Genomic DNA, 24,011 nt, shown 5'->3' with positions numbered 1-24,011 from the left:
TCCGGAGGACAGGCGGGCGAGGGACCAGGCGCCCCTCAGCGCGTCCGGCGCTCCGAGCGCTCGCGGGCCTCGGCCTGCTTGCGGCGAGAGGCCTCGGCACCGGTTTCCGGAGGCACCAGCGCCTGCGGCCCGCGGCCAATGAGGTCCTCCCGGCCCGCCAGCGTCAGCGCCTCGCGCGCCAGCGGCCAGTGCTCGGGGTTCCAGTAGAGCAGCAGCGCCTTCTGCAGCCGCTTCTCCCGCAGACCCTTGGCCGTATAGACGGGCTCCATCTTCAAGGGGTCATACCCCGAGTAGTACATGGCCGTGGCCATCGCCATGGGCGTGGGGATGAAGTCCTGCACCTGGCGCGGGCGCTTGCCGTTCTTCTTCAGCCACAGCGCCAGCTCCACCATGTCCTCGAGCGTCGAGCCCGGGTGGCCGCTGATGAAGTACGGGATGTCGTACTGCTCCTTGCCGGCCTCCTCGCTGGCGCAGGCGAACATGTTCTGGAAGCGCTCGAAGCTCTCGATGCCGGGCTTCTTCATCTTCTCCAGCACCCGGGGCGACACGTGCTCGGGCGCCACCGAGAGCTGTCCGCCCACGTGGTGCGCGGCGAGCTCCTTCACGTACTCGGGCGAGCGCTCGGCCAGGTCGTAGCGCACCCCGCTGGCGATGAAGACGTGCTTGACGCCCTCCTCCTCGCGCACCTGCTTCATCAGGTCGATGAGCGGCCCGTGGTCCGTCTGGAGGTTCTCGCAGACGCCCGGGTGCACGCACGAGAGCTTGCGGCACTTGCGCTCGATGTCCGGACTCTTGCACTTGAGCTTGTACATGTTGGCCGTGGGGCCACCGAGGTCCGTGATGGTGCCGCGGAAGTCCCCCATGCGCCGCAGGGCCCGCACCTCGCGCAGCACGCTCTCCGCGCTGCGGCTCTGGATGACGCGGCCCTCGTGCTCGGTGATGGAGCAGAAGGTGCAGCCGCCGAAGCACCCGCGCATCAGCACGATGGAGTGCTTCACCGTCTCGTAGGCGGGGATGCCCTCCTTGTACATGGGGTGCGGGACACGGTTGAAGGACAGGTCGTACAGCTCGTCCATGGCCACCGTGTCGCCGCGCGCCTCCCCGTCATCCAGCGGCTGCGCCGGCGGGTTGAAGTAGACGGCGCGGTTGCCGTGCCGCTGCGCCAGGGGCCGCCCGTTGCCGGGGTTGGTCTCCATCTGGAAGTCGCGCGACATGCGGGCGAAGGCCAGCTTGTCCTCCACCACCTCCTCGTACGAGGGCAGCACCACCACCTTGCGGTCCGCGGCCCGCTTCGCCGGATCCGCCTCGTGCGTCTTCATCTCCGCGTCGTTGATGATGTACGCGGTGCCGCGCACGTCGCGGAGGTCCTCCACCTTCTCGCCCCGGCGCATGCGGTCGGCGATCTCCCAGACGGGGCGCTCGCCCATGCCGAAGACGAGCAGGTCCGCCTTGGCGTCCATGAGGATGGAGCGGCGCACCTTGTCGCTCCAGTAGTCGTAGTGCGCGATGCGCCGCAGCGAGGCCTCGATGCCCCCGAGGACGATGGGCACGTCCGGGTACGCCTCGCGGCAGCGCTGGGCATAGACGATGGTGGCGCGGTCCGGCCGGCAGTTGGTGCGGCCGCCCGGGCTGTACTGGTCCTCCGAGCGGTTCTTCTTCTGCGCGGTGAGCCGGTTGAGCATCGAGTCGAGGTTGCCGGCGGCCACCCCGAAGAAGAGCCTCGGCTTGCCCAGGGCCTTGAAGGGCTCGGCCGAGTGCCAGTCCGGCTGGGCGATGATGCCCACCTTGAAGCCGCGGCCCTCGAGGAAGCGGGCGATGAGCACCGGGCCGAACGCGGGATGGTCCACGTACGCGTCCCCGGAGACGATGATGATGTCGAGCTGCTCCCACCCCCGGGCCTGCATGTCGGCGCGGGTGACGGGAAGGAAGGGGTGCGAGTAGCGGGAGTGTGTGGCCATGGTGCCCATCCCTCCCCTAACCGCTGGAGACGGGGCGATGCAAATGCCCGGTGTCCGAAAAAGCGCCCAGGCCCCCGTCAAGCCGGGGGCCGGGCACCCCTCCCGGTGAGCCCTGGCAGGTGGGAGGGCGGGCGAGGAGGGAAGCTTCCCCGGGTCACCGTCCGGGGTGATAGAGACCCGGGCACTCCCCATGACGCCCATGCACAAGACGATCGTCTTCGACCTCGACGGCACGCTGGTGGACTCGCTGCCGGACATCATCGCCAGCTTCCAGTACAGCTTGATGAGCCTGGGACTGCCGGTGCCCACGGACACGGAGGTGCGCGTGCTCATCGGCCACCCCCTGGAGGAGATGTTCGAGCACTTCGCGCCCGGGCAGGATGTCACGCGCCTGTGCTCCATCTACCGCGAGCACTACCCGCGCAACTTCGTCAACCGCTCGCGCCCCTTCCCCGGCGTCCTCGAGCTGCTGCGGACCCTGCGGGAGCGGGGCTACAAGCTGGCCATCGCCACCACCAAGCGCACCGACATGGCGCGGCGCTTCGTCGAGGCGCTCGGGATGATGCCCATGGTGGACCACGTGCAGGGCACCGATGGCTTCCCGCACAAGCCCGCGCCGGATGTCATCCACCGGGCCCTGGGCGCGCTCGGTGGTGCCAAGGGCCTGTGGATGGTGGGTGACACCACCGCGGACATGCAGGCCGGGCGGGCCGCGGGGCTGCGCACCTACGGCGTCACCTGGGGCAACCACGACGCCGCGCTGCTCGCCACCGCCACTCCGGATGAAATCCAACCGGACCTGGGGCAGCTGCTCCAGCACCTGCCCCCGCTTCCGCGCGCCTGACGAGCGCCTCGGGACGCTCGCTGTGCTATCCAAGGAGCGTCTTCAACCCGGAGGTGCCATATGGCAGGCAAGAAGCTGCTGATGCTGGTGGGCGACTACGTCGAGGACTACGAGGTGATGGTGCCGTTCCAGGCCCTGCAGGCCGTGGGACACACGGTCCACGCCGTCTGCCCGGACAAGAAGGCCGGAGACACGGTGCGCACCGCGGTGCACGACTTCGACGGGGCGCAGACGTACAGCGAGAAGCCGGGCCACAACTTCGCCGTCAACGCCACCTTCGCGGAGATCGAGGCCTCCCAGTACGAGGGACTGGTGATTCCCGGTGGCCGCGCCCCCGAGTACCTGCGGCTCAACCCGAAGGTCCTCCAGGTGGTGCGCCACTTCGCCGAGGCGCGCAAGCCCATCGCCGCCGTCTGCCACGGGCTGCAGGTGCTCGCGGCGGCGGGCGTGCTCGAGGGCAAGCGCTGCACGGCCTACCCCGCCTGCGGCCCCGAGGTGACGCTCGCCAAGGGCACCTACGTGCAGGTCCCCGTGGATGACGCCGTCATCGACGGCAACCTCGTCACCGCTCCGGCCTGGCCCGCGCACCCGAAGTGGATCGCCGGCTTCCTCCAGGTGCTGGGCACGCGCATCCAGCACTGAGCCCGCGCTCGCCCCCGGCGGTGCCCGTTGCCGCCGGGGCGACCAGCTCCCGCTGGAGCCACTTCTCGCGAAGCCTCACGCCGGACCGGCCGCCGACGCGTCCTCTTCGTGTGCGTGCGCCTTCTGCTCCCGGTACTCGGAGATGTGCTCGTAGACACTCTCCGGGAACTGGAGATCCTTGTAGACGTTGCAGGCGTCCGGATCCTCCGCGTTGGGGCAGATGGGGAACTCCTGCTGCGCCTGGAACTGGAGCACCTTCTCGCGCCGGGGCGGGCTGTAGTCCCGCTGCTTCACCTGCTCGATGAGCGAGAGCGCCTGGTGCTCGTCACAGGCCGGATCCTGCACCAGCGTCTGGCGCAGCTCCTCCTCGTCCATGAAGTAGCGCGCCACCATCGCGAAGACGAGCCGGCCGAAGTGGCCGATGTCCTCGCCCGCGTCGAGCGAGTCCAGCAGGTGCGCCATCATCCCGTTCTTCCGGAGCGCCTCCCGTCCGCTGCTGCTCCGGCGCTGCTTGCTTGTGCGTGCCATCGATGAAGTCCTCTCGTGGAATCGTCCGAGCCGCGCCCATCTGAAAGCGCGTTCAGCCCTCTCCACGAAAGTAGGCACCCCGTGAAGCATGGCCAGGGGGCCGGGGCGCATGGCCGCAGGGCGAGGAGACGGCCCACGCCTCGGCGTAATGCTATGTCCCTGGACCATGCCCACCCTCTCCAGCCTGACCGAATCCCTCTCCCGTCTCGCCTCGGCCGAGACCCTGCGCCGCGCGTGGAGCCTGCTGCGCCACGCTCCCGGCGGTGGGGTCCTGATGGGGCAGATCCTCGGCAATCTCGCGCCCTATACCGGCACCATCCACCCGGAGGTGCTCACCCTGGAGGAGGGCTACACCCGGGTGCGCATGCGCGACCGGCGCCGCGTCCGCAACCACCTGCGCTCGGTGCATGCCATCGCGTTGATGAACCTGGGCGAGGTGGCCACCGGCGTGGCGATGATGTCCGCTCTGCCCGAGGGCATGCGGGGCATCATCACCCACCTGGAGATGGACTACCTGAAGAAGGCCCGGGGCCCCATCACCGCCGAGTGCCGCGCCCCCACCGCCGTGGCCGGTGAGCGGCGCGAGTACCACGTCCAGGCGGACCTCACCGATGAGAACGGCGAGGTGGTGGCCCGGGCCCGTGCGCACTGGCTCATCGGCCCCGCCACGCACTGACACGAGCCCCCGAGCCTCACCGCTCAGGGCCCCGCGTCGACCCCGGCATCAGCGGGCTGCGTGCCGGCATCCCCGCCCACCGTCCCGTCGCAGGAATACGGCTCACGGCCGCCATCCGGCAGGGCCCTGATGCAGGGCTCCTCGATGTCGTAGCAGTGGTACGGGTCGTTGCTTCCCTCCGGCGGTGGCGCGTCGCACGGGGGCATGCCGTAACAGGCCATCAGGGTGATGGCCGCCACACCCGCGCCCGCCACACCGAGCAGGCCCTTCAGCATCACGCCTCCGCGAGGCGCCTGCTCCACCATGGGAGCACCGCAGTGCACGCACGCGGCGCTCGCGGGCGGGACGAAACCACGACATTTCTGACAGGAGGAGAGAGCGGTCATCGGAACACCTCGAATCCAGCGGCCACCTCCATGGTAGCCGGGCGGGCGAGCCTGGAGCGAATCGCATGCCGCTCCCAAATCCCTGAAATAGTTGGGATTTCCCGTTCATCCCCTCTGACATTCCTGTCAGGGGTGGGGATTGTGCCCGCTTCTTGCTCCATCCAAAGGCATGTCCATGTTGCGCCGACTCGAGGTCACCCAGCCGGACCACCACCCGGCCTACGTCGTCTGGGAGCTCACCCTCCGCTGCGATCAGCCCTGCACCCACTGCGGCTCGCGCGCGGGCACGCACCGCCCCGATGAGCTCTCCACCGAGGAGGCGCTCGGCGTGGTCCGTCAGCTCCGGGAGATGCGCGCCCGCGAGGTGGTGCTCATCGGCGGCGAGGCGTACCTGCACCCGGGCTTCCTCGACATCGTCCGCGCATTGAAGGAGGCGGGCATCCGCCCGGGGATGACCACCGGCGGCCGTGGCATCACCGAGGCCCTCGCCCGGCAGGTGGCCGACGCCGGCCTGTACGCGGCCTCCGTCAGCATCGACGGGTTGGAGCCCACGCACGACCTGATGCGTGCCGCCCCGGGCAGCTTCGCCTCGGCCACCGGGGCGCTGCGCTTCCTGGGCGCGGCGGGCGTGCGCGTGGCGGCCAACACCAACCTCAACCGGCTCAACCAGGCCGACCTGGAGCCCCTCTACGAGCACCTGAAGGGGCTCGGCATCCGCGCCTGGCAGCTTCAGATCACCGCCCCGCTCGGGCGCGCGGCGGACCGTCCGGCCATGCTGCTCCAGCCGTGGGATTTGATCGACCTGCTCCCCCGCATCGCGGCCCTGAAGACGCGCGCCTTCGAGGACGGCATCACCCTCATGCCCGGCAACAACCTGGGGTACTTCGGGCCCGAGGAAGGCCTGCTGCGCTCGCCCCGCCCCGATGCCGGGGACCACTGGCGGGGCTGCATGGCGGGCCGGTACGTGATGGGCATCGAGTCCAATGGCGCCGTGAAGGGGTGTCCCTCCCTGCAGACGGCGCACTACGTGGGCGGCAACCTGCGCCAGCGGCCGCTGCGCGACATCTGGGAGGGCTCGCCGGAGCTCGCCTTCACGCGCACGCGCACCGTGGAGGACCTCTGGGGCTTCTGCCGCACCTGCCCGTTCGCGGCGGCGTGCATGGCCGGGTGCAGCTTCACCGCGCACTCGCTGTTCGGCAGGCCGGGCAACAACCCCTATTGCCACTATCGCGCGAGGACGCTGGCGAAGCAGGGCCTGCGCGAGCGCCTCACCCCGAAGGCTCCCGCTCCCGGCCAACCTTTCGACAACGGACTGTTCGAGCTCGTCGTCGAGCCGCTCGATGCCCCGGACCCGCGCCCTCCCACGCCACGAGAGTTGGTGAAGAGACGAAAGTGGCCGGAAGCCGCGACGCCTTGAAGCGTCCGGTGCATGCTGTCCCCTCTCGCAGCCGGCCCCGGAGGTTCCCATGGCTTCCCCCGTGTTCGGATTCGCCGATCTCCACTGCCACGTGATGGCCCACCTGGGCTTCGGCGGACATGTGCTCGCCGGGTTCCCGGATGGGAAGATGGAGCAGGCGCTCGCCCGATGTGACATCCACCTCCACGGCAAGTGGGGCCTGGGCAACTTCGGGAAGAACTGGCCCCTGGTGCAGGTCTTCATCGAGGGCGGCGTGGGCCACGGCCCCTGCGGCCATGGCACCTATGCCGACTGGCCCCACTTCAACACGATGGTCCACCAGCAGCTCTTCGTGGAGTGGATCCAACGGGCCCATGCCGGAGGGCTGCGGCTGCTGTGCAGCGTGGCCGTCAACAACGAGCTGCTGGCCGAGGAGTTCCACCACCCCGACAAGGACGAGAGCTCCATCGAGAAGCAGATGCGCGAGCTGCGCCGCTTCACCGAGCGGCACTCGAGCTGGATGGGACTGGCCCTGAGCGCCTCGGAGGCCCGCCGGCTCATCGCGTCCGGCAAGCTGGCCGTGGTGGCTGGCGTGGAGGTGGACTCGCTGGACAGCCTCCTGGGTGACCGGGAGCTGCTCAACAAGCAGGCCCTCCCCCAGGAGCGGCTGCCCCGCATCCTCCAGTGGCTCCGGGACCAGGGCTTCCGGATGATCACCCCGCTGCACCTGGCCAACAACAGCTTCGGTGGCGCCGCCGTCTACGACGACAAGTTCAACCTGTTGAACCACTTCCTGCGGGGGCGCTTCTTCGACGTCCAGGGCAACCCCAGCGTGGGCTTCCGGCTCGGACAGGACCTGGACACGCAGACCAAGCTCGTCATCGCCTTCTACGAGCTGACACGCCGGGCGCACTACCCGCACGGCTACGCCCTCAACGCCCCGGGCCAGGGCCACGTCAACCAGCTCGGCCTCACGCCCCTGGGGGAAACCTTCCTGCGCGAGGCCATGCGCCAGGGCTTCATCCTCGACGTGGAGCACATGTCCGAGCGCTGCACCGACTCGGTGCTCGGCCTGGCCGAGCAGACGGGCTACCCCGTCGTCGCCTCGCACTGCGCCTTCCGCGAGCAGGCCCTGGCCCCCCAGGACACGAGCCGCAAGTCCAAGCGCGCCAGCGAGTACCAGAAGACGCGCGAGCAGGCCCGGCGCATCCTCGCGCTGGGCGGACTGCTGGCCCCCATCACCAACCAGCTCGAGCTGAAGGACTTCCCCGGCGGCACGGTGGAGAACGACTGCGCGCGCTCCTCCAAGACGTGGGCCCAGTCCTACCAGTACGCCCTGTCCCTGCTGCGCGAGGTGGGCGCTGGCGGCGTGGCCATGGGCACCGACTTCAATGGCCTCAACCAGCAGCCGGGCCCTCGCTACGGGCCCAACGCCGCCTACAGCCTGAAGGATGACAAGGCGCGCGAGAAGCGGCGCCCCGTCCAGCAACGGCGGCAGATCGACAAACCGCAACTGCCCTACGCGGGCACCATGTACCGCTCGGACGCGCCCTTCGTGAAGGCACGAGCCAACACGCGCGAGTTCGACTTCAACACCGATGGGCTGGCCCACATCGGCCTGCTGCCGGACTTCATCCGCGACCTCGTCCACGTGGGCATGACGGATGCGCAGATGGATCCGCTCTTCTCCTCGGCCGAGGCCTTCCTCCGCATGTGGGAGGCCTGCGAGTCACGCTCCGCGGCCCTCCTCGGTGGCGACCTGGCGGATGCCGCGATTCCCAGGCTCGGCGAGCCACCCGCCCCCAAGCCCGCCGCCCCCTCCACGCCCCGTCCCGGCCCCCGCGTGAAACCACCACGTTGAAGAGCCGGGAGGTTCTCGCACTCCGGGACGAGCTCCCGGGCCTTGGATGTCTCGCCCAGGACCGTGGCCCCGCGCTCCGGGGTGATTCCGGCCCCCTGGATGCACCGGTATGAACGCCGCATCCGCGTGGCGACGATTCCGTTACCGCATCGCCGATCCACGCCATCGGGGGGCAGGCCATGGCGGAGCGACTCGCTACACTCGTTCTTTCCGGCGGTGGTGCCAAGGGTGCGTTTCAGGTCGGCGCCGAGCGCGTCCTGCGCGAACAGTTCGGGTTCCGCTGGGAGCGCATCTTCGGAGTGTCCGTCGGAGCCCTGAATGGCACGCTCCTCGCGCAGGAGGAGTACCAACGGCTGATGAACCTCTGGCTGAACATCCGCGAGCAGGACATCTACAAGAAGTTCTCCTGGCCCATCGTGGCCTTCCGGCTCGCCGTCCAGCGCAAGCTCGGGTTCTACGATGACACGCCGCTGCGGGCGCTCATCGAGAAGCACGCCAAGGGACGGCCCTTCCGCATCCCCACCCATGTCGGCCGCGTCTCGCTCGTGTCGGGACTGTACGATCTGGTGGACAGCGATGCTCCGGACTTCCTGGACGCGGTGTGGCACAGCGCGACGATGCCCGTCATCTGGGAAGCGATTGGCCCGAAGGCGTTCGTGGACGGAGGTCTGCGCAACGTCACCCCCCTCGGTGACGCACTGCGCTTCAACGCGACCGAGATCGTGGTCATCCCCTGCAGCGCGGGAGAGGTCGAATCGGCGAAGACTCCGGCCAACATCGTGGACGTGGCCAAGCGCAGCCTCACCGACATCACCATCAATGAAATCCTGCTCAACGACGTGGACGAGTTCGTCCGCATCAATGACGTCGTGAGACAGGCCCACGAGGCGGGCTTGACCCTGAAGAAGCCCGATGGGAGCGCCTATCGCTACTGCCCCATCACCGTGCTCACCCCGCGCAAGCCGATGGGGGACTCCCTCGACTTCTCGCCCGAGACGATCCGGCTGCGCATGCGGCACGGCGAGGACGTCGCGCGGATGGCGATGCTCCAGCAGACCGTGGTGAACGTCCCTCCACCCGTCCCCTCGATGCCGGCTCCGTAGCCCACCCGCCGCCCGGCTCGATGCTACGCTGGGGACCGTGTCCATCCAGCGAAAGACTCGCGCCTGGCGTGGTTGGCTCTATGCCAGCCTACCCCCGCTGTTCCTGTATGGACCGGCGTGCGCCTACGCGCTGCACCAACGGCTCGAAGCCCAGAGGCTGCAATACGATGGGCATTTCTTCGTGTCCGATGTCAGCCGCTACGTCCCGTTGACGCAGCGGCTCCTCCTGACCTGGCTGATCTTCAGCCCGGTGCTCCTGGCGGTGATCTTCTACCGCTGGGGCAAATACCAGCGGCCCGCCTTGAAGTCGTCCTCGCTGTTGATCGGACTGCCCTGGCTCCTGTGCTCGTTGTACCTCTTCGTCCATTGCAAGTACGGCGTCGTGGGCCTCATGGCGACCGTGGGCCACGCCTCCTCATGGGCGACGCTGGCGATAGGCTTGGCGGAGCTCATGAGCGTCCGCTCCATCGTCATCCTCGGCTGCATGCTGCTGCTCGGCGCGCTCATCGTGGCACTGATTCTCGATGTGGCCGGAGTCGGGCTCGTTCCCGAGCCGCCCGGAGAACCCTCGGGCTCCCGCCCTGAGGACGCTGGCACCAAGCGCCTGGGTGGACTCTGCCTGGCAGGACTCGTGGTCAACGGGGTTTGCGCCAGCCTCGCCTCGAGGACAGCGTTCGACCTCCTCGCCGCCGTCGCCCAGTCGGGACTGGCGACATGGGATTCCACGCACGATGTACTCGCGGAACGGTGGTCCCTGCTCCATCTGCTCCGCCAGGCCACACTCGCAGTGGCGCTGCTGTCCTCGTGCATCTGGCTCATCCGTGGCCTTCGTGCTCCACGGACGCATCCCGTGAGCCTTGTCACCCGGGGGTTCGTGCTCGCCATCATCGTGAGCGCTCACGGCGTGGACCGGATGGCCGAGCGCTTCATCTTCCGAGAGGCGGAGCGCTCCAGCGGTATCGCCGGAGATGACGCCCATGTCGCGACCCTGATCCAGGCCGAGGTTCCCAACCTGAGATACGTCCCCCCACCGGCGCTCATCGCCCACCCGGATGGACTGTCGTCCCCCCACGGTCCTCGGGTGGCCTGGAGCGAGGGCACCGAGGCCCTCGCCCGGGTGCTGGATGCCCAGCAACGGCACATGACGTTCTTCGCTCTCAGCGGACAGGCCACCCCGCCTCCCTGGATCCCAGTGGCGCTCCAGGAGGGATTGCCGGTCCCGGCGCTGACAGCGCTGGTCTCGGCGGCCAGGCACATCGGCCTTGAGTCGCTCGCGCTCGTGGTGGGTCCCGGCCACCAGCCCCCCGCCTCGACGAAGGCAGCCCTCCGGCGGGTAGGTCCAGAGGTCGCGATCCTGTTCTCCGCTGCCCTTCCCACGGTCACGTTGCGGGTGGGCAACCAGGGCTGCGGCACGTCCTCCCCCGAGAAGGAAAGGTGGATCGAGCTCGGCCCCCGGCGTTCGCTGTCTCCGAGGGTGGGCACCGACAGGCCCGAGGCCGGAACGGATATGGGGGGCGTGGCGTTCTGGCGGGACAATCGCACGCAATGCTTCCGCATCTGGATGAAGGAGGGCGCGGAGGTGCCGGATCTGATGTGGCTGCTCGGGCTCGCTGGAAGCGATGGAAAGGTCTTCCTCGAGCTCGAAGCCGACGCCCAGGCACGTGGGGAATAGGAAAAACCGCCGGGTGTCTTGGGGGGCTACCGAGGGACCGGGCCGTTCGTGGCCCGGTCGCTCCCCTTCTCGGTTACCCTTCGACTCCTGACCATGACCACTTCCCGAAGGCAGTTCCTGCAGTACATCCTGGCCGCGAGCGCGCTGACGGCCTGCGCGCCCGGCATGCGGGCCTCGTCCGGTGAGGGCCGCGCCTCCTCCAAGAAGAAGATCCTCGTCCTGGGTGGCACGAACTTTCTCGGCCCGGCGTTCGTCACCGCCGCCCAGGCGCGCGGACACACGCTGACGCTCTTCAACCGCGGCAGGACACGGCCGCACCTGTTCCCGGACGTGGAGAAGCTGCACGGGGATCGGGATCCGAAAAAGGGCGAGGGCCTGAAGGCACTCGAGGGCCGTTCGTTCGACGCGGTCCTCGACACCTCCGGCCAATACCCGCGCATGGTCCGGGCCTCCGCCGAGCTGCTGGCCCCCAACATCGGGCAGTACGTCTACATCTCCAGCGTCTCGGCGTACGCGAAGAACGACACCCCCTACGCGGACGAGACCGCCGCGACCGCGACGCTCGCGGACCCCACCGTCGAGACGATGGGCAAGAACTTCGAGAACTACGGCGGGCTGAAGCGCGCGTGCGAGGAGGCCACCGAGAAGGCCATGCCCGGCCGCGCCACCGTCGTCCGCCCCGGCTACATCGTCGGTCCCGAGGATGGTTCGGACCGCTACTCGTACTTCCCCCGGCGCTTCGAGCAGGGCGGCGAGATGCTCGCCCCGGGCAGCCCGTCGGATCCGCTGCAGATCATCGACGCGCGCGACCTGGCCGAGTGGCTCGTGCTGCTGATCGAGAACAACACCCCGGGCACCTTCAACGCCGTGGGGCCGGAGAAGCCCTGGACCATGGGCGAGATGTTCGCCGCGTGCAGGGAGGTGACGGGCAAGGACACGAAGCTCACCTGGGTGCCCGGCGAGTTCCTCCTGAAGAACGGCGAGGACGGCGAGGGCGCCATCCCCATCTGGGCTCCGGCCCTCGGGGCCTACGCGGGCATGCACCTGCGCAGCAATGCCCGGGCGGTGAGCGCCGGGCTGAAGTTCCGCTCGCCGGTCATCACCACCCGGGATGCGCTCGCCTGGTTCAAGAGCCAACCCCAGGAGCGCCGCGACAAGCCTCGTGCCGGACTTTCCCCGGAACGTGAGGCCGAGTTGCTTTCGCTCTGGGCCCAGGCACAGGGCAAGCAGGGATAGGCTCGCGTCTCAGACCCGGAGGGGGGGCGGCCGACGAAGCGTTCGTTGCCGCCCCGCGAGGGAGCATCACCTTTGCGCGAGCCCATTCATGCAGGGAGAACGCGCATGGCGAATACCGACGTCGAGACGCTCAACTCGTTCCTTCGTGGGGAGATCTCCGCCGTGGAGACCTACCGTCAGGCCATCGGCCACGTGTCGGACGAGAAGATCCGCAGTCAGCTGGAAGACTGCCTGCACGACCACGAGCACCGCGTGGACACCCTCCGTGATCGCATCGAGAAGCTCGGAGGCAAACCCGCTGGAGGCTCGGGCATCTGGGGCACCTTCTCGAAGCTGATCCAGGCGGGCGCCGATGTCCTCGGAGAGAAGGCGGCCATACAGGCGCTCGAGGAGGGCGAGGACCACGGCCTCGCGGACTACCAGCGCGACATGGACAAGACCCACGGCGAGGCCCGCCGCCTGGTCCGCATGGAGCTGCTGCCCGCTCAGAAGCGCACCCACGAGCGCATGAGCCGTCTCAAGAAGACGATCCACTGACGGAGGAAGGGCGTGGACGCGGCCGCACCGCCCACGCCATTCCCAAGAGGGTCAACACCGAGAGGAGCGCCGCCGGACGCGCTCCTCTCGAGGGCCCGAAGCGCAGCTCCACCTCGCCCGGCGCCGCGCGCAGCTTCATCAACCGCGCGCTCTCGACGAGCGCCGGCTCGAGCGGCACCTCCCGCCCCTCGCGCGTGGCCCGCCATTCGGGGGCCCAGCCCATCCAGAGCAACACCTCGGTGGGCTCGGGCCCGGTGATGCGCAGGCGCACCGCCTCGTCCTCCCAGGACAGCACCTCCGCCTGCGCTCCGGGCGTCTCGGCGACGACGCGGGGGAGTGGATGGACCTCCCGCACCTCGAACCGCCCCCGCCTCGCAAGCACCGGCAGGCCCGCCAGCGACGCGTCGGCCGGCGCGTCCATCAGCACCGCCGTCACCCCCAGGTGTCCCAGCATCACCGGATCCGTGGTGCTGAACTTGCCGCCGAAGACGGTGGCCGGCGTGTAGCCCACCTTGAAGAAGGGGCGCTCCACCCGGGGCACCGCGAGCATCAGGCAGTGCTGGTGGGGTGAGGGATTGTAGAGCGCCAGGCGCCCCCGCCCCATTCGCGGGAGGGCCTCCCGCAGCAGTTGCTCGAGCCCGGCCTCCTCCTCGGCCGTGTAGCACTGGAAGTGCTTGGGCGGCTCCGAGGTGCCCCCCGGGGGATCTCCTCCCCGAAGACGCCACGTGCCCACGCCCGCACACGCCAGGAGCCCCAACGTCCCCGCCCTCCACCAATGGCGCGCGCGCAGCGTGGCGAACAGCTCGCGCACGGTCAGCACGGAGAGCCCCACCAGCAACAGGCGCCCCACCGCCCGGAAACGCACCACCTGAAGCCCCTCGATCGTCCGGTTCTTCTCCAACCCCAGGAGGCGGTACGGCCCGTCCGTCGTCAGCAGCAGCGCGCCCCAGGTGGCGAGCACGAGCCAGCGCCCCCTCACGCCTCCCTTCAGCCACGCCACCCCCGAGCCCACCACCGCCAGCGGCCCCACCCACCCCGGCAGCCCCGGCACGAGCTCGCCTCCCCAGATCCCGCTCCACAGCCTCGTCAGGGACTGGGGCGGCGATCCTACGTGCTCGGCCTGCCCACCCCGGAGGAGGAACGGGACGAGCCACCATGCCGCCAGGCCCAGGCCGATGGCGGACACGGCCAGCCACCGCCTCGGGGCACGGAGTCCGCCCCCCGCCTCCTTCCAGACGAGGAGCACCAGCGGCGCGGCGAGCGGGAAGAAGAGGACGAGCGCGAAGGGATGCGCCAGCAGGCCCAGGCCCAGCAACGCCCCCGGAACGAGGGCCTCGCGGCGCCCTCCCCCCACCAGGAGCTCCGGCAGCCGAGCGAGCGCCGCCAGCACCAGGGCCACGGACGCGCCGAACGGCCAGACGCCCATGTCGAGGTACCAGTGCCGGCCACCCGCGTACGTGCCGCCCCTGTCCACGAAGAGGCACAGGCCCAGCGCGCCCAGCGCCCAGAGCGGACCGAGCACCGGGCGCAGCAGCACGAACAGCGCCAGCGCGAAGCCCCCGAGGAACACCAGGAGGACGACGGAGTACGTCCCCTCCCAGCCCAGGAGGCCTCCGGTGAGCAGGTGGAGCGCGGGCACGGTGAGGTTGACGAGCGGCGGGTAGAAGGCGTTGGCCGGATGTCCCGCGAACTGGAAGTCGCTCCAGCCCACCAGGCGCCCGGAGCGCAGCAGGAGCCCGCTCTCCACCGCGTTGGCCAGGTGGACGTTATGGTCGGCCGAGTGCGGTGGCACCCCCACCCACGCCGAGGGCCACAGCAACGTCCCGAGCAGCACGGCCACCAGCGGCGCCCACCGTCCGGCGCCCGCCTCGTTCCTTCCCATGGGCGCCATGTACACTACATCCAATGGAGAGCCACCAGCCCAAGGTCTGCCCCCGCTGTGGTGAGCCCCGCATCCTCGCGCCCGAGTGCCCGAGGTGCGGCGTCCTCTACGCCAAGGCGGAGGCACGGGCCGCGCAGCTCGCCGCCAGGGCCGCGCCCCCACCGCCCGTCGTGGAGGAGCCCCAGGCGCTTCCCGCCCTCGCCTTCCCCGAGCCCGAGCGCCCTCCCCACCTCCCGGCGGAGACGCTCTCCTGGCGAGGAGACCTCGACGACGCCCGGGACGAGCTGCGGCTGCACCAGTTCGCCCTCCCCGTGGCGCTGGCCGTGGCCTGGCTGCTCATGCAGTCGTCCCTGCCGCGCGCGCTGCTCCGCACCTTCCTCTCCATGTGGATCCACGAGTTGGGGCACGCCGTCTCCGCCTGGTTCTGCGGCTTCCCCGCCATCCCCGGGCCCTGGTTCACTCCCATCTGGGGAGAGCGCTCCAACGTCGTCTTCGTGCTGCTGGCCGCCTCGCTCGGGGCGCTCATCTTCCGCGGCTACCTCTCCCGGAGCCGGGTCCTGATGATCGCCGGAGCCACGGGGCTCGTCCTGCAGTTCGTGTGCACCGTGGGGCTGTCCATCTCCTCGGCCAGACAGCTCTTCACCTTCGGCGGAGATGGGGGCTGTCTGGTCATCGGCAGCCTCCTGATGGTGACCCTCTACGCGCCCAGGGACTCCGCCCTGCGCCGGGGCTGGCTGCACTGGGGCTACCTGGTCATCGGCGCCGTGTCCTTCATGGACGCCTTCACCGAGTGGTGGGCCGCCCGGAGCAACCTCGAGCTCATTCCCTTCGGCATGAACGAGGGCTCCGGACTGTCGGATCCTTCCGTGCTCGCCGACACCTACGGCTGGAGCGAGATGGACCTCGTCCGCCGCTACACCTGGCTGGGGCTGGCCTGCCTGGCGGTGCTGGCCGTCGTCTACGCGGTGGGGCTGAGACGGACCCGCGCCGCGCTGCGCGCGCTGGAGCGCCAGCACGGCGCCTGACCGCGGACGCCCCACCCACCCAGGCCCCGGGCCTCAGTGGCCGCGGGACTTCTTGCTCTCCGGCGAGGACGCGCCGGGGGGCTCCGCGTGGGCCAGCGCCTGGATGGCCTGGATGCGACGCTCCGCTTCCTGGGCATCGAGGAAGATGTGCAGCATGTCGCGGATGCTCGGCAGCGCCTTCGCCAGCGTCACGGGGGTGAGCATCTGCGGCTCCACGCCGGCCTTGCGGCAGGCGCGCGTCATGGTGGACGGGGCGATGACGGGCGACAGGCCACAGCGCGCCACCAGGGCGTCGAAGAGCGAGCCATGGGCCCCCCCGACGGACGGCGCATGCGGGGCCGAGGCGTTGGGCACGGGCGCCACCGGGACGACGGGAGCGACCGGGTGGTGGGCCGGAGCGTGCGCCACGGGCGCGGCCGGCGCCGTGGACTGCTCGGACTCCGCCCGGCGCCGCAGCTCCGTGCGCACCTGGGCGCGCAGCACCTCGATGTCCTCCGTCTTGGAGCAGAAGGCATCCACCTTCACCGCCAGGGCCTCGGAGATGAGCTTCGCGTCGAAGCCGGCCGTCAGCCCCACCACGGCCACGTGCGCCGTCCCGGGCAGGGCCCTCACGGCGCGCACCCATTCCGGTCCCTCCAGCCCCGGCATCTCCAGGTCCAACAGGATGCAATCCACCGGCTGCGCCTCCAGCAGCCGCAGGGCGTCCTCGCCGGACTCGGCGATGATGACGTCGTGGCCGTCCTTGCGCAGCGCATCCGCGGCGCGGTGGCGGAAGTCGATGCGGCCGTCCACCACCAGCACCCGGCGCCGCCGCCCGGCCGACACCAGCCGGGGCGTGCCATCCGAATCCGGCAGCTGCGTCAGCTCGTGGGCGCGCCGCACCACGTACGCCGAGTCGTACGGCTTGCCCACGTAGTCGTTGGCTCCATGGGACAGGCCCTTGAGCCGCTGGATGACCGCCGCCTCGGTGGACAGCATCAGCACCGGCAGGTGCGCCGTGCGAGGCACCCGGCGCAGTTCCTCCAGCAGCTCCACGCCGTCACCATCCGGCAGCAGCATGTCCAGGATGAGCAGGTCGAACTCACTCTCGCTCAGCGCCTTGCGGGCGACCGCGAGGCTCTCGCACAACGTGGTGCCAAAGCCGGCGGTGCTCAGCACCCCGCGCAGGTCCGCCCGGACCGTCGCGCTGTCGTCCACGATGAGCACACGTGCCTTCATGACAATCCTTCCCTGGCCCCACCGCGAGAGAGCGCCGCCAGCAGGGAGGGAATCTCCGTCAATCCCACCACGTGCTGCGCGGCCCCCAACCGGATGGCCTCTCGGGGCATTCCGAATACCACGCAGGTGGATTCATCCTCCACCACCGTGGCGGCCCCCGCGCGTCGCATCGCCGACAATCCCTCGGCCCCGTCCCGTCCCATTCCCGTCAACAGGCAGCCGATGGAGGCCGCCCCCAGCTCGCGGGCCACGGACTCGAAGAGCTCGTCCACCGAGGGACGGCACGAGTGGCGCTCCGGCCCGTCCACCAGCCGCAGCCTCCCTCCCCTTACCACGAGGTGCCGGTTGCCCGGTGCCATCCGCACCACCACGCGGCCCGGCATCGGCAGCGGCTCCCCGTCCACGGCGCTTCGCACCGGCAGGCCGCTCTGCGCCTCCAACCACTCGGCCATGGCGGTGTCGAAGTGCTCGGTGATGTGCAGCACCAACAGCACCGGCAGGGGGAAGCCCGGAGGCAGCGAGCAGAGGATGTGGCGCACGGCCGCCGGCCCTCCGGTGGAGGCCCCCATCACCAGCAACCGGGGCGGTACCACGGGGGGCTGCACGCGCGGCGACGGCGCATGGGAACGGGACTCCTCCGTGCGCAACCGGGCCCGGACGTGGGTGATGACGCGCACGCGCGCCGCCACCCGCACCCGCGACACCAGCGTCTCCATCCACCGCGAGTCCAGGGTGCCCGAGGGCTTGTCCACCGCGTCCACCGCGCCGGCGGCCAGCGCGTCCAACGTCCGCAGCCCCTCGGTGCGATTCTCGGTCGCCGAGAGAACGACGATGGGTGTGGGACAGTGGGCCATGATGAGCTCGGTGGCCCGGAGCCCGTCCACCTTCGGCATGACCAGGTCCATCGTCACCACGTCCGGGCGCAGGCGCTGGCACTGCTCGAAGGCCTGCTGACCGTCGGAGGCCTCCCCCACCACCTCCCACGACGGATCGAACGCGAAGGCATCCGCCAGCCGGCGGCGCACCGTCAGGGAGTCGTCGACGATGAGGACCCGCAGGCGGCTCATTCGGGCCTCCGCCCGGAGGCCGTCAGGCGGGCCACCGTGTCCAGGAAGCCGTGCTGCTGGAACTCACCCTTGACGATGTAGGCCGACACACCCGCCTCCCGGCCGCGCCGCTTGTCCTCATCGGTGGCCAGCGAGGACACCATGAGCACGGGCAGCGCCTGCAGGGAGGGAGTGGCGCGGATGCGCCGGGTGAGCTCCAACCCGCTGATCCCCGGCATCTCCACGTCGACGATGGCCAACGAGTGGCCACCCCGCCGCGCCTTCTCGTAGCCCTCCTCGCCCGAGGCGGCCAGCTCCACCTGGTAGCCCGCGGCCTCGAGGATGCTCTTCTCCAGCATGCGGGTGGTGACGGAGTCATCCACCACGAGGATGAGGTGCCGCCGCGAGGGCTTCACCTGGGGAACCCCGCCAGAGGAGCCCGCCTGCACCCGGCGCACCAGGCCGGCCGCGTCCAGCAGCAGCAGGGGGAGACCCTGCTCGTCGAAGCTGGCCCCGGCCACCAGGGGCAGGTTGGGCACGGTGGCGGGCAGCGGCCGGCTCACCCGGCGGGAGATGCCCAGCAGCTTCTCCACGCCCACCGCGGCCCGGCCCGCCGTGCCCGCGTCGAGCACCAGGACGGACCAGGTGCGTGGCCGCTGCGCGCCGCTCGTGCCGCCCAGCGCGTCCACCAGCGGGAGGAAGGGCAGCGCCTCTCCCTCGTGGGAGATGCAGGCGCGCGCCCCCGTCCAGGAGACGGCCTCGGCGGGCAGGTGGATGGCGCCGCTCAGCGCCTCCAGCGGCACCAGCAGGCGCTGCCCGCCGGCCTCCACTCCCAGCATCTCCAACGAGGCCAGTGTGAGGGGGACCTCCAGCGTGATGCAGCTGCCCAGCCCCGGCCGCGAGGTCATGTGCACCTCGCCCTTGAGCCGGAGCACCATGTCGCGCACCACGTCCAGCCCCACGCCCCGGCCGGACACCTCGGTGATGGCGCGGGCCGTGCTGAACCCCGGCTGGAAGAGCAGCCCGAACAGCCCCTGCTCGTCCAGGGTGTCCACCTCGGAAGCGGAGACGAGCCCTCGCTCCACGGCCACCTGGCGCACCCGGCCCAGGTCCACGCCGCGCCCGTCGTCCTCGCACCGGAAGAGGACGCGCCCGCCGCGCCGCTGCACCTTCAAGGAGAAGCGGCCCGTGGGGGACTTGCCCAGCGCCCGCCGCTCCTCGGGAGGCTCCACCCCGTGGTCCACCGCGTTGCGCACCACGTGCAACAGGGCCTGGCGCACCGCCGCCAGCACGTGTCCGTCGAGCTGGATGTCCCCGCCCTCGGCGTGCATCTCCACCTGACGGCCCAGGGAGGCGGCGGCGTCACGAGCGGCCAGCTCCAGCGGACCGAAGAGCGTCTGCGCCGGGACGAGCCGCAGGGTGTGCGCCCCATCCCGCAGGCGCGCCAGCTCCGACTCCACCTGCCCCAGCCCACCGCCGAGCTGCCGCCCCGCCTTCACCAGCACGGAGCGCAGGCCCTCGGCCGTGGACAGCACGCGCGACAACCACCGGGCACGCTCCGCGGGCGAGCCGTTGGAGGCCACGGGCGCGGAGAGCTGTTCGATGAGGCTGCCCGCTCCGTACTGCGCCTGCCCGAGCGACTCCACCGCCCCGCGCAGGCCACCGAGCTGCACCACCGCCTCGGACAGGCCCTCCAGGAGCGTGTCCAGCCGCGCCAGCTCCACGCGCACCACCTCGGACGTCGGCGCCTCGGGGAGCGCCAGCGCCGGAGCCCCCTCCTCGGACGGAGCCTCCTCGGGGGGCGGCGGCGGGGCGTCCAGCGTATCCAGCTGCTCCGCCATCTGCCCCACCAGGCGCAGGAACTCGCGGATGCTGTCGGCGGGCAGGGACTGGCCAGCCTCGCGATAGGAGGACAGCGCGTCCTCCACGGCGTGCGCCATCTCCGCCATGCGCACCTGCCCCACCACTCGCGCCGCCCCCTTCAGGGTATGCGCGTAGCGGAAGAGCTCCGGCACGGCCTGCGCACCGCCCTCGCCATCGTCCAGCGAGAGCAGGCCCTGCGTGAGCTGTTCGATCAGCTCCCGGGCCTCGATGCGGAAGTAGCGGTAGGGATCGCTGTCCAGGCTCATGCGTTGGCGCGCGAATCGTCGATGATGGCGTTGAGCTGCTGGGAGAGCTGGATGAGCCGGGTGGCCGTCTGCAACGTCTGCGTGGAGCTGGACTCGGCCTGACGCGCCGTCTGCGCCACCTCGAGGATGGCGGTGTTCACCTGCTCCACCGCCGTCGTCTGCTGCTGGGTGCTCAGCTCGATCTCCCGCGCCACATCCAGGTTGGCGCGCACCAGCTCGGCGATGCGGCGGAAGCTGCCCGCCACGTCACTGAACTGCTTCGCGCTGCTCTGCACCGCCTTGGAGCCGTCCTCGGTGGCCATGATGGTGGTGTTGGAGGCCGCGCGGATCTCCTCGATGAGGACGCGGATGTCCTTGGTGGCGCCGCCCACGCGGTCCGCCAGCTTGCGGATTTCTTCCGCCACCACCGCGAAGCGCTTGCCGTGCTCACCCGCCCCGGCGCTCTCGATGGTGGCGTTGATGGCGAGGATGTTCGTCTGCTCGGCCAGCTCGTTGATGATGTCCACGATGCCGCCGATCTCCTGCGAGCGCTTGCCCAGCTCCAGCATGTGGTTGACGATGGCGTCCACCTGGCGGCGCACCGTGTCGATGGCCTCCTGGGCGTGCTGCACCGTCTCGTTGCCGGTGCGGGCGGCTCCCGCCGTCTCGTCCGCCACGCGGGCCACCTGCTGCGCGCTGCCGGCGATCTGCCGCGAGGTGGACAGCAGCTCCTTGACGGTGGTGGAGATCTCCGTCGTGGCCGAGGCCTGCTCGCGCGCGCCCGTGGCCTGCTGCGAGGCCGCCGACTGGAGCTCGGCCGAGGAGCCCTGCACCCCCGAGATGGCCGAGCCGATCTTCTTCTGAAGGCCCATGCCGACGAGGGTGGCGGCCCCGATGACCACCACCAGCGCCACCACGCCGCCCCAGAAGAACACCCGCATGAACGAGAGCCTGTCCGCGTCCATCTGCGCATCGCGCTCCTGGAGCAGCTTCTCCTCCGACAGGCGCATCTCGGCCACCATGCTCCGGATGGCGTCCATCATCTCCCTGCCCTCGCCCATGACGAGGCTGGTCTGGACGGCATCGAAGCCCTTGGTGCGGCGCAGCTCGATGCTGGCCTTCAGACTGGCCAGCTTCCGGGAGATGGCGGGCCGCAGCACCTCCAGGCGCCGGACCTGCTCGGGGCTGTCGGAGACGAGCTCCCTCAGGAGCGACAGCTCCTTGTCGATGCTGGCCTGCGCATCGTTATAGGGCGCGAGGAAGGCCTCATCCCCGGTGAGGACGTAGCCGCGATGACCCGTCTCCGCGTCCTTGACGCTGGAGAGGGCCCGCTCGAGCCCGGTGATGATCTGATGGGTGCGCCCCACGGAGGTGGCGGCGTCCGTGAAGTCCCGGATGCTCTTCAGGGACATGATGACGAAGAGCACGATCAACGCCGAGACCACGATGACCACGGCGGTGAACTGCTGTTTCAACGTCCGATTCGAGAACATCTTCATCATCTCCCCTGCTGGGGGGCGGAGGCCTCCTCCAGCAGCTTTCTCACGAGGGCATCGACATCGAGCACCGGCAACGGCGGGGCGTCCGGCAACAGGACGCTGGTGCTCAGCAAGGGGTGAGCGGAGGAGGAGCCCCCGCCCGAGCGCATCTGCTCACCGGTGGCGCGCAGCTGGCCCTCGAAGCCAGCCGCCGCCAGGCCCACGCGCCGGGTGCCACCGGCCAGCAGCAACCACCGGGGAGGCTCTCCAGACGAAAGGCCCAGCTGCGCCGCCAGGTCGTGCACGGCGATGAGCTGGCCTCTCAGCCCCACCAGCCCCAGCAGCGAGCCCGGACTGCCCGGCAGGCGCACCAGGCGGGGCATGAGATGCAGGCCCGAGAGCTGCCCCAGGCGCACGCCCAGGGGGGCACCTCCCACGCGCAGCCGCAGCAACGCCTCGCCGGGATCCCTCTGCGGAGCGGGAGGCCGGGAGAAGGAGGAGTCGAAGCTCTCGCGCAGCTCGTCCAGCCGCTGGGCCGTGCGGGTTCTGGGGAGACTCATGGGACCTCCGTACAGGCATGGAGCTCTTGCAGACCCACCTGCATCAGCCCGTGGCGGCCGAAACCTCCGCCGAAGAGTGACAGATACAACGGCTTCTCCTGGGGCAGCAGAGAGAGGGCCATGCGCAGGCCCACCCGGGCGTCGGCCAGGTCACCAGCCCGGCGCGCCAGTGTACCCGCGCGGAGGTACCCCAGGGCGAAGGTGGGATCCGCGCGCACCGCCGCGGTGTAACGGGACCTGGCTCCCACCTCGTTTCCGCTCTGCTCCAGGCACAGCCCCAGCAGGTACTGGGCCGGGGCCTCGGTGGCGCCCGCCGAGGTGAGCTGCCGGCCCAGGTGCTCGGCCGCCTCCAGGCGCCCCGCGTGCAGGTGCAGCACCGCCCGCAGCAGCAGCGCCCTGGGTTGCTCCTCCTGGGGGAGCGCCTCCAGCCGCGCCCAGGCCTCGGTGTAGCGCTCGGCCTCGAGCAGCCGCAGCACCGCCTCCAACCCGTCCACCGGCGGGGGGGTGCTCGTGCTCCTCGGGAGGGCCGCGACGGAGGGGGGCGGTGGAAGCAGCGGAGGGGGCCGCGAGGTCATCGCGGTGGGCGATGTCGGCAACCGGCGGTAGTAGAAGGCGTCCCCCCGGCGCAGCAGCTCGAACTCCTCCGATATACCCCGCAGCGTCTCGCTGGGTCCGAGGAAGAGGAAGCCGCCCGGCACGAGCGCCTGGGCCATGCGGGCGATGATCCTTCGCGTCACCTCGGGAGGAAAGTAGAGGACGACGTTGCGGCAGAGGATGGCGTGGAAGGAGCCCGGTGCCCAGAAGGCGGGGGCGTCCTCCAACAGGTTGCGCTCCTCGAAGATGACCTGATCGCGCACCTGGGGCCGGAGGGCGAAGCCCTCGGGGGTCCGCTTGAACCATTGATCGCGCAGGGCGACGGGCACGGCGCGCAGGGACCAGGAGGAGTAGCAGGCGCGGCGGGCCAGGGCGATGGCGCGAGGGTTGACGTCGATGCCGAGGATGCGGAGCCGGGAGGCGTCCACCCGCCCGCGCTCACGGGCCAGGAGGGCCACGGAGTAGGGCTCTTCCCCGCTGGAGCAGCCGGCGCACAGCACGCGGATGTTGGAGGACTGACGCAGGAAGGAGGGCAGCACCTCGTCCACCAGCGTCTCGAGCTGGGTGAGGTGGCGCAGGAAGTACGTCTCCCCCACGGTGAGCCGCTCGGCGAGGGCCTTCCACTCCTCCTGGGAGGAGGAGGAGGCCAGCCGCTCCAGGTAACGCTCCACGGCACCGGCGGCGCGCTCCGCCAGCAGGGGCTCCAGCTCGCCCCACTGGCCCTTGTCGATGACCAACCCCAGGCGCTGCTGCACGAGCGCGACGAAGCGGTCGATCACGCGCCCCCCTCACCCGAGGAGGGCCGCTCCAGGCGCTCCCAGAGCTCCTCCGGCAGCAGGTGGGCCGCGCCGAGCACCGCCATCAGGCGCCCGTCGAACGAGCTCAGGTGCCGCAGGTGGCCACTGGCGGTGGCGCGCAGCAGCGGGGGCACCGAGTCCAGCGCGCCCTCCTCCACCCAGCGCAGGCCGCGCACCTCATCCACCTCGAGCGCCAGGCGCCCCTCGGGCACGCGCAGCGAGACGAAGCGCCGGCCGGGGCCGGACTGGGCCTGGCCTCCCAGCAGCGTCGCCAGGCTCACCACGGGCGCCGGGGTGCCACGCACCAGGCACACGCCACGCACGAAGACGGGAGCGGCCGACACCGGGGCGACCGGCAGCGGCCTCATCGTCTCCTCCACTTCCTCCAGTGGCAGCGCGCACATCCACTCCTGCGCCCTCACCACGAGGAAGCAGCGAGACCCCTGCCTGGGCATGACTCCCCC

At 70.6% G+C, this 24,011-nt stretch carries 21 protein-coding genes; 10 read left to right on the top strand and 11 right to left on the bottom strand.

The annotated features are described in order from the left end of the window. Positions 1-35 precede the first annotated feature (35 nt). Positions 36-1,958, bottom strand: coding sequence for a YgiQ family radical SAM protein (locus tag JRI60_RS15365; protein WP_204226612.1), 1,923 nt, complete (start codon positions 1,956-1,958; stop codon positions 36-38). Between the two features lie 190 nt (positions 1,959-2,148). Between JRI60_RS15365 and JRI60_RS15360 the strand changes: the two genes are divergently transcribed. Further along, a complete protein-coding gene (locus JRI60_RS15360; RefSeq protein ID WP_204226611.1) occupies positions 2,149-2,802 on the top strand; it encodes an HAD family hydrolase in 654 nt (217 codons plus the stop codon). Between the two features lie 60 nt (positions 2,803-2,862). Then, complete coding sequence (locus JRI60_RS15355) at positions 2,863-3,444, top strand: DJ-1/PfpI family protein (protein ID WP_204226610.1); 582 nt, start codon at positions 2,863-2,865, stop codon at positions 3,442-3,444. A 75-nt stretch (positions 3,445-3,519) separates the two neighbouring features. On the opposite strand, the gene JRI60_RS15350 is transcribed toward JRI60_RS15355, so the two are convergent. Beyond that, positions 3,520-3,972, bottom strand: coding sequence for a hypothetical protein (locus JRI60_RS15350; RefSeq protein ID WP_204226609.1), 453 nt, complete (start codon positions 3,970-3,972; stop codon positions 3,520-3,522). Between the two features lie 166 nt (positions 3,973-4,138). On the opposite strand from JRI60_RS15350, the gene JRI60_RS15345 reads away from it, so the two are divergent. Beyond that, a complete protein-coding gene (locus JRI60_RS15345) occupies positions 4,139-4,648 on the top strand; it encodes a DUF4442 domain-containing protein (RefSeq protein WP_204226608.1) in 510 nt (169 codons plus the stop codon). A gap of 23 nt (positions 4,649-4,671) precedes the next feature. Here JRI60_RS15345 and JRI60_RS15340 read toward each other — a convergent pair whose 3' ends face one another. Continuing rightward, on the bottom strand, positions 4,672-5,034 hold the full coding sequence (locus JRI60_RS15340; RefSeq protein ID WP_204226607.1) for a hypothetical protein: 363 nt from the start codon (positions 5,032-5,034) through the stop codon (positions 4,672-4,674). A 175-nt stretch (positions 5,035-5,209) separates the two neighbouring features. Between JRI60_RS15340 and JRI60_RS15335 the strand changes: the two genes are divergently transcribed. The 6 genes from JRI60_RS15335 to JRI60_RS15310 all read left to right on the top strand — a co-directional run bounded on the left by JRI60_RS15335 (position 5,210) and on the right by JRI60_RS15310 (position 12,839). Further along, positions 5,210-6,451 carry a radical SAM/SPASM domain-containing protein gene (locus JRI60_RS15335; protein WP_239470536.1) on the top strand — a complete coding sequence of 414 codons (1,242 nt, stop codon included), beginning with the start codon at positions 5,210-5,212 and terminating at the stop codon, positions 6,449-6,451. A gap of 49 nt (positions 6,452-6,500) precedes the next feature. Beyond that, positions 6,501-8,291, top strand: coding sequence for a membrane dipeptidase (locus tag JRI60_RS15330; protein WP_204226605.1), 1,791 nt, complete (start codon positions 6,501-6,503; stop codon positions 8,289-8,291). 179 nt (positions 8,292-8,470) lie between these two features. Next, positions 8,471-9,394 (top strand): patatin-like phospholipase family protein, encoded by a 924-nt coding sequence (locus JRI60_RS15325; protein WP_204226604.1) that lies wholly within the window; start codon positions 8,471-8,473, stop codon positions 9,392-9,394. A 37-nt stretch (positions 9,395-9,431) separates the two neighbouring features. After that, complete coding sequence (locus JRI60_RS15320; RefSeq protein WP_204226603.1) at positions 9,432-11,066, top strand: hypothetical protein; 1,635 nt, start codon at positions 9,432-9,434, stop codon at positions 11,064-11,066. A gap of 93 nt (positions 11,067-11,159) precedes the next feature. Beyond that, a complete protein-coding gene (locus JRI60_RS15315; RefSeq protein ID WP_204226602.1) occupies positions 11,160-12,302 on the top strand; it encodes an NAD-dependent epimerase/dehydratase family protein in 1,143 nt (380 codons plus the stop codon). Positions 12,303-12,407: 105 nt separating this feature from the next. Next, a complete protein-coding gene (locus tag JRI60_RS15310; protein WP_204226601.1) occupies positions 12,408-12,839 on the top strand; it encodes a demethoxyubiquinone hydroxylase family protein in 432 nt (143 codons plus the stop codon). On the opposite strand, the gene JRI60_RS15305 is transcribed toward JRI60_RS15310, so the two are convergent. Further along, positions 12,820-14,721, bottom strand: coding sequence for a hypothetical protein (locus JRI60_RS15305; protein WP_204226600.1), 1,902 nt, complete (start codon positions 14,719-14,721; stop codon positions 12,820-12,822). The genes JRI60_RS15310 and JRI60_RS15305 overlap by 20 nt on opposite strands. A gap of 23 nt (positions 14,722-14,744) precedes the next feature. Here JRI60_RS15305 and JRI60_RS15300 point away from each other — a divergent pair, with 23 nt between their 5' ends. Beyond that, complete coding sequence (locus JRI60_RS15300; RefSeq protein WP_204226599.1) at positions 14,745-15,746, top strand: hypothetical protein; 1,002 nt, start codon at positions 14,745-14,747, stop codon at positions 15,744-15,746. Between the two features lie 33 nt (positions 15,747-15,779). Here the strand turns inward: JRI60_RS15300 and JRI60_RS15295 are convergent, their stop codons facing one another. Genes JRI60_RS15295 through JRI60_RS15265 form a run of 7 tightly spaced genes read right to left on the bottom strand, consistent with a single transcriptional unit; the run spans position 15,780 to position 24,002 of the window. Further along, positions 15,780-16,964 (bottom strand): response regulator, encoded by a 1,185-nt coding sequence (locus JRI60_RS15295; RefSeq protein ID WP_204226598.1) that lies wholly within the window; start codon positions 16,962-16,964, stop codon positions 15,780-15,782. Then, complete coding sequence (cheB, locus tag JRI60_RS15290) at positions 16,961-18,031, bottom strand: chemotaxis-specific protein-glutamate methyltransferase CheB (protein WP_204226597.1); 1,071 nt, start codon at positions 18,029-18,031, stop codon at positions 16,961-16,963. Before cheB ends, JRI60_RS15295 begins: the two co-directional genes overlap by 4 nt. Then, positions 18,028-20,139, bottom strand: coding sequence for a hybrid sensor histidine kinase/response regulator (locus tag JRI60_RS15285; RefSeq protein ID WP_204226596.1), 2,112 nt, complete (start codon positions 20,137-20,139; stop codon positions 18,028-18,030). Before JRI60_RS15285 ends, cheB begins: the two co-directional genes overlap by 4 nt. Continuing rightward, positions 20,136-21,611 (bottom strand): CHASE3 domain-containing protein, encoded by a 1,476-nt coding sequence (locus JRI60_RS15280; RefSeq protein WP_204226595.1) that lies wholly within the window; start codon positions 21,609-21,611, stop codon positions 20,136-20,138. Before JRI60_RS15280 ends, JRI60_RS15285 begins: the two co-directional genes overlap by 4 nt. A 5-nt stretch (positions 21,612-21,616) precedes the next feature. Continuing rightward, positions 21,617-22,156: a chemotaxis protein CheW gene (locus JRI60_RS15275; RefSeq protein ID WP_204226594.1), complete on the bottom strand. Its 540-nt coding sequence runs from the start codon at positions 22,154-22,156 to the stop codon at positions 21,617-21,619. Next, a complete protein-coding gene (locus JRI60_RS15270) occupies positions 22,153-23,529 on the bottom strand; it encodes a CheR family methyltransferase (RefSeq protein ID WP_204226593.1) in 1,377 nt (458 codons plus the stop codon). Before JRI60_RS15270 ends, JRI60_RS15275 begins: the two co-directional genes overlap by 4 nt. After that, positions 23,526-24,002, bottom strand: coding sequence for a chemotaxis protein CheW (locus tag JRI60_RS15265; protein WP_204226592.1), 477 nt, complete (start codon positions 24,000-24,002; stop codon positions 23,526-23,528). Before JRI60_RS15265 ends, JRI60_RS15270 begins: the two co-directional genes overlap by 4 nt. Positions 24,003-24,011 lie beyond the last annotated feature (9 nt).

This window comes from Archangium violaceum, assembly GCF_016887565.1.
Lineage (GTDB): Bacteria > Myxococcota > Myxococcia > Myxococcales > Myxococcaceae > Archangium > Archangium violaceum_B.
Note: the sequence above shows the minus strand (reverse complement) of the source record. Positions and strands in the feature narration are given on the sequence as shown.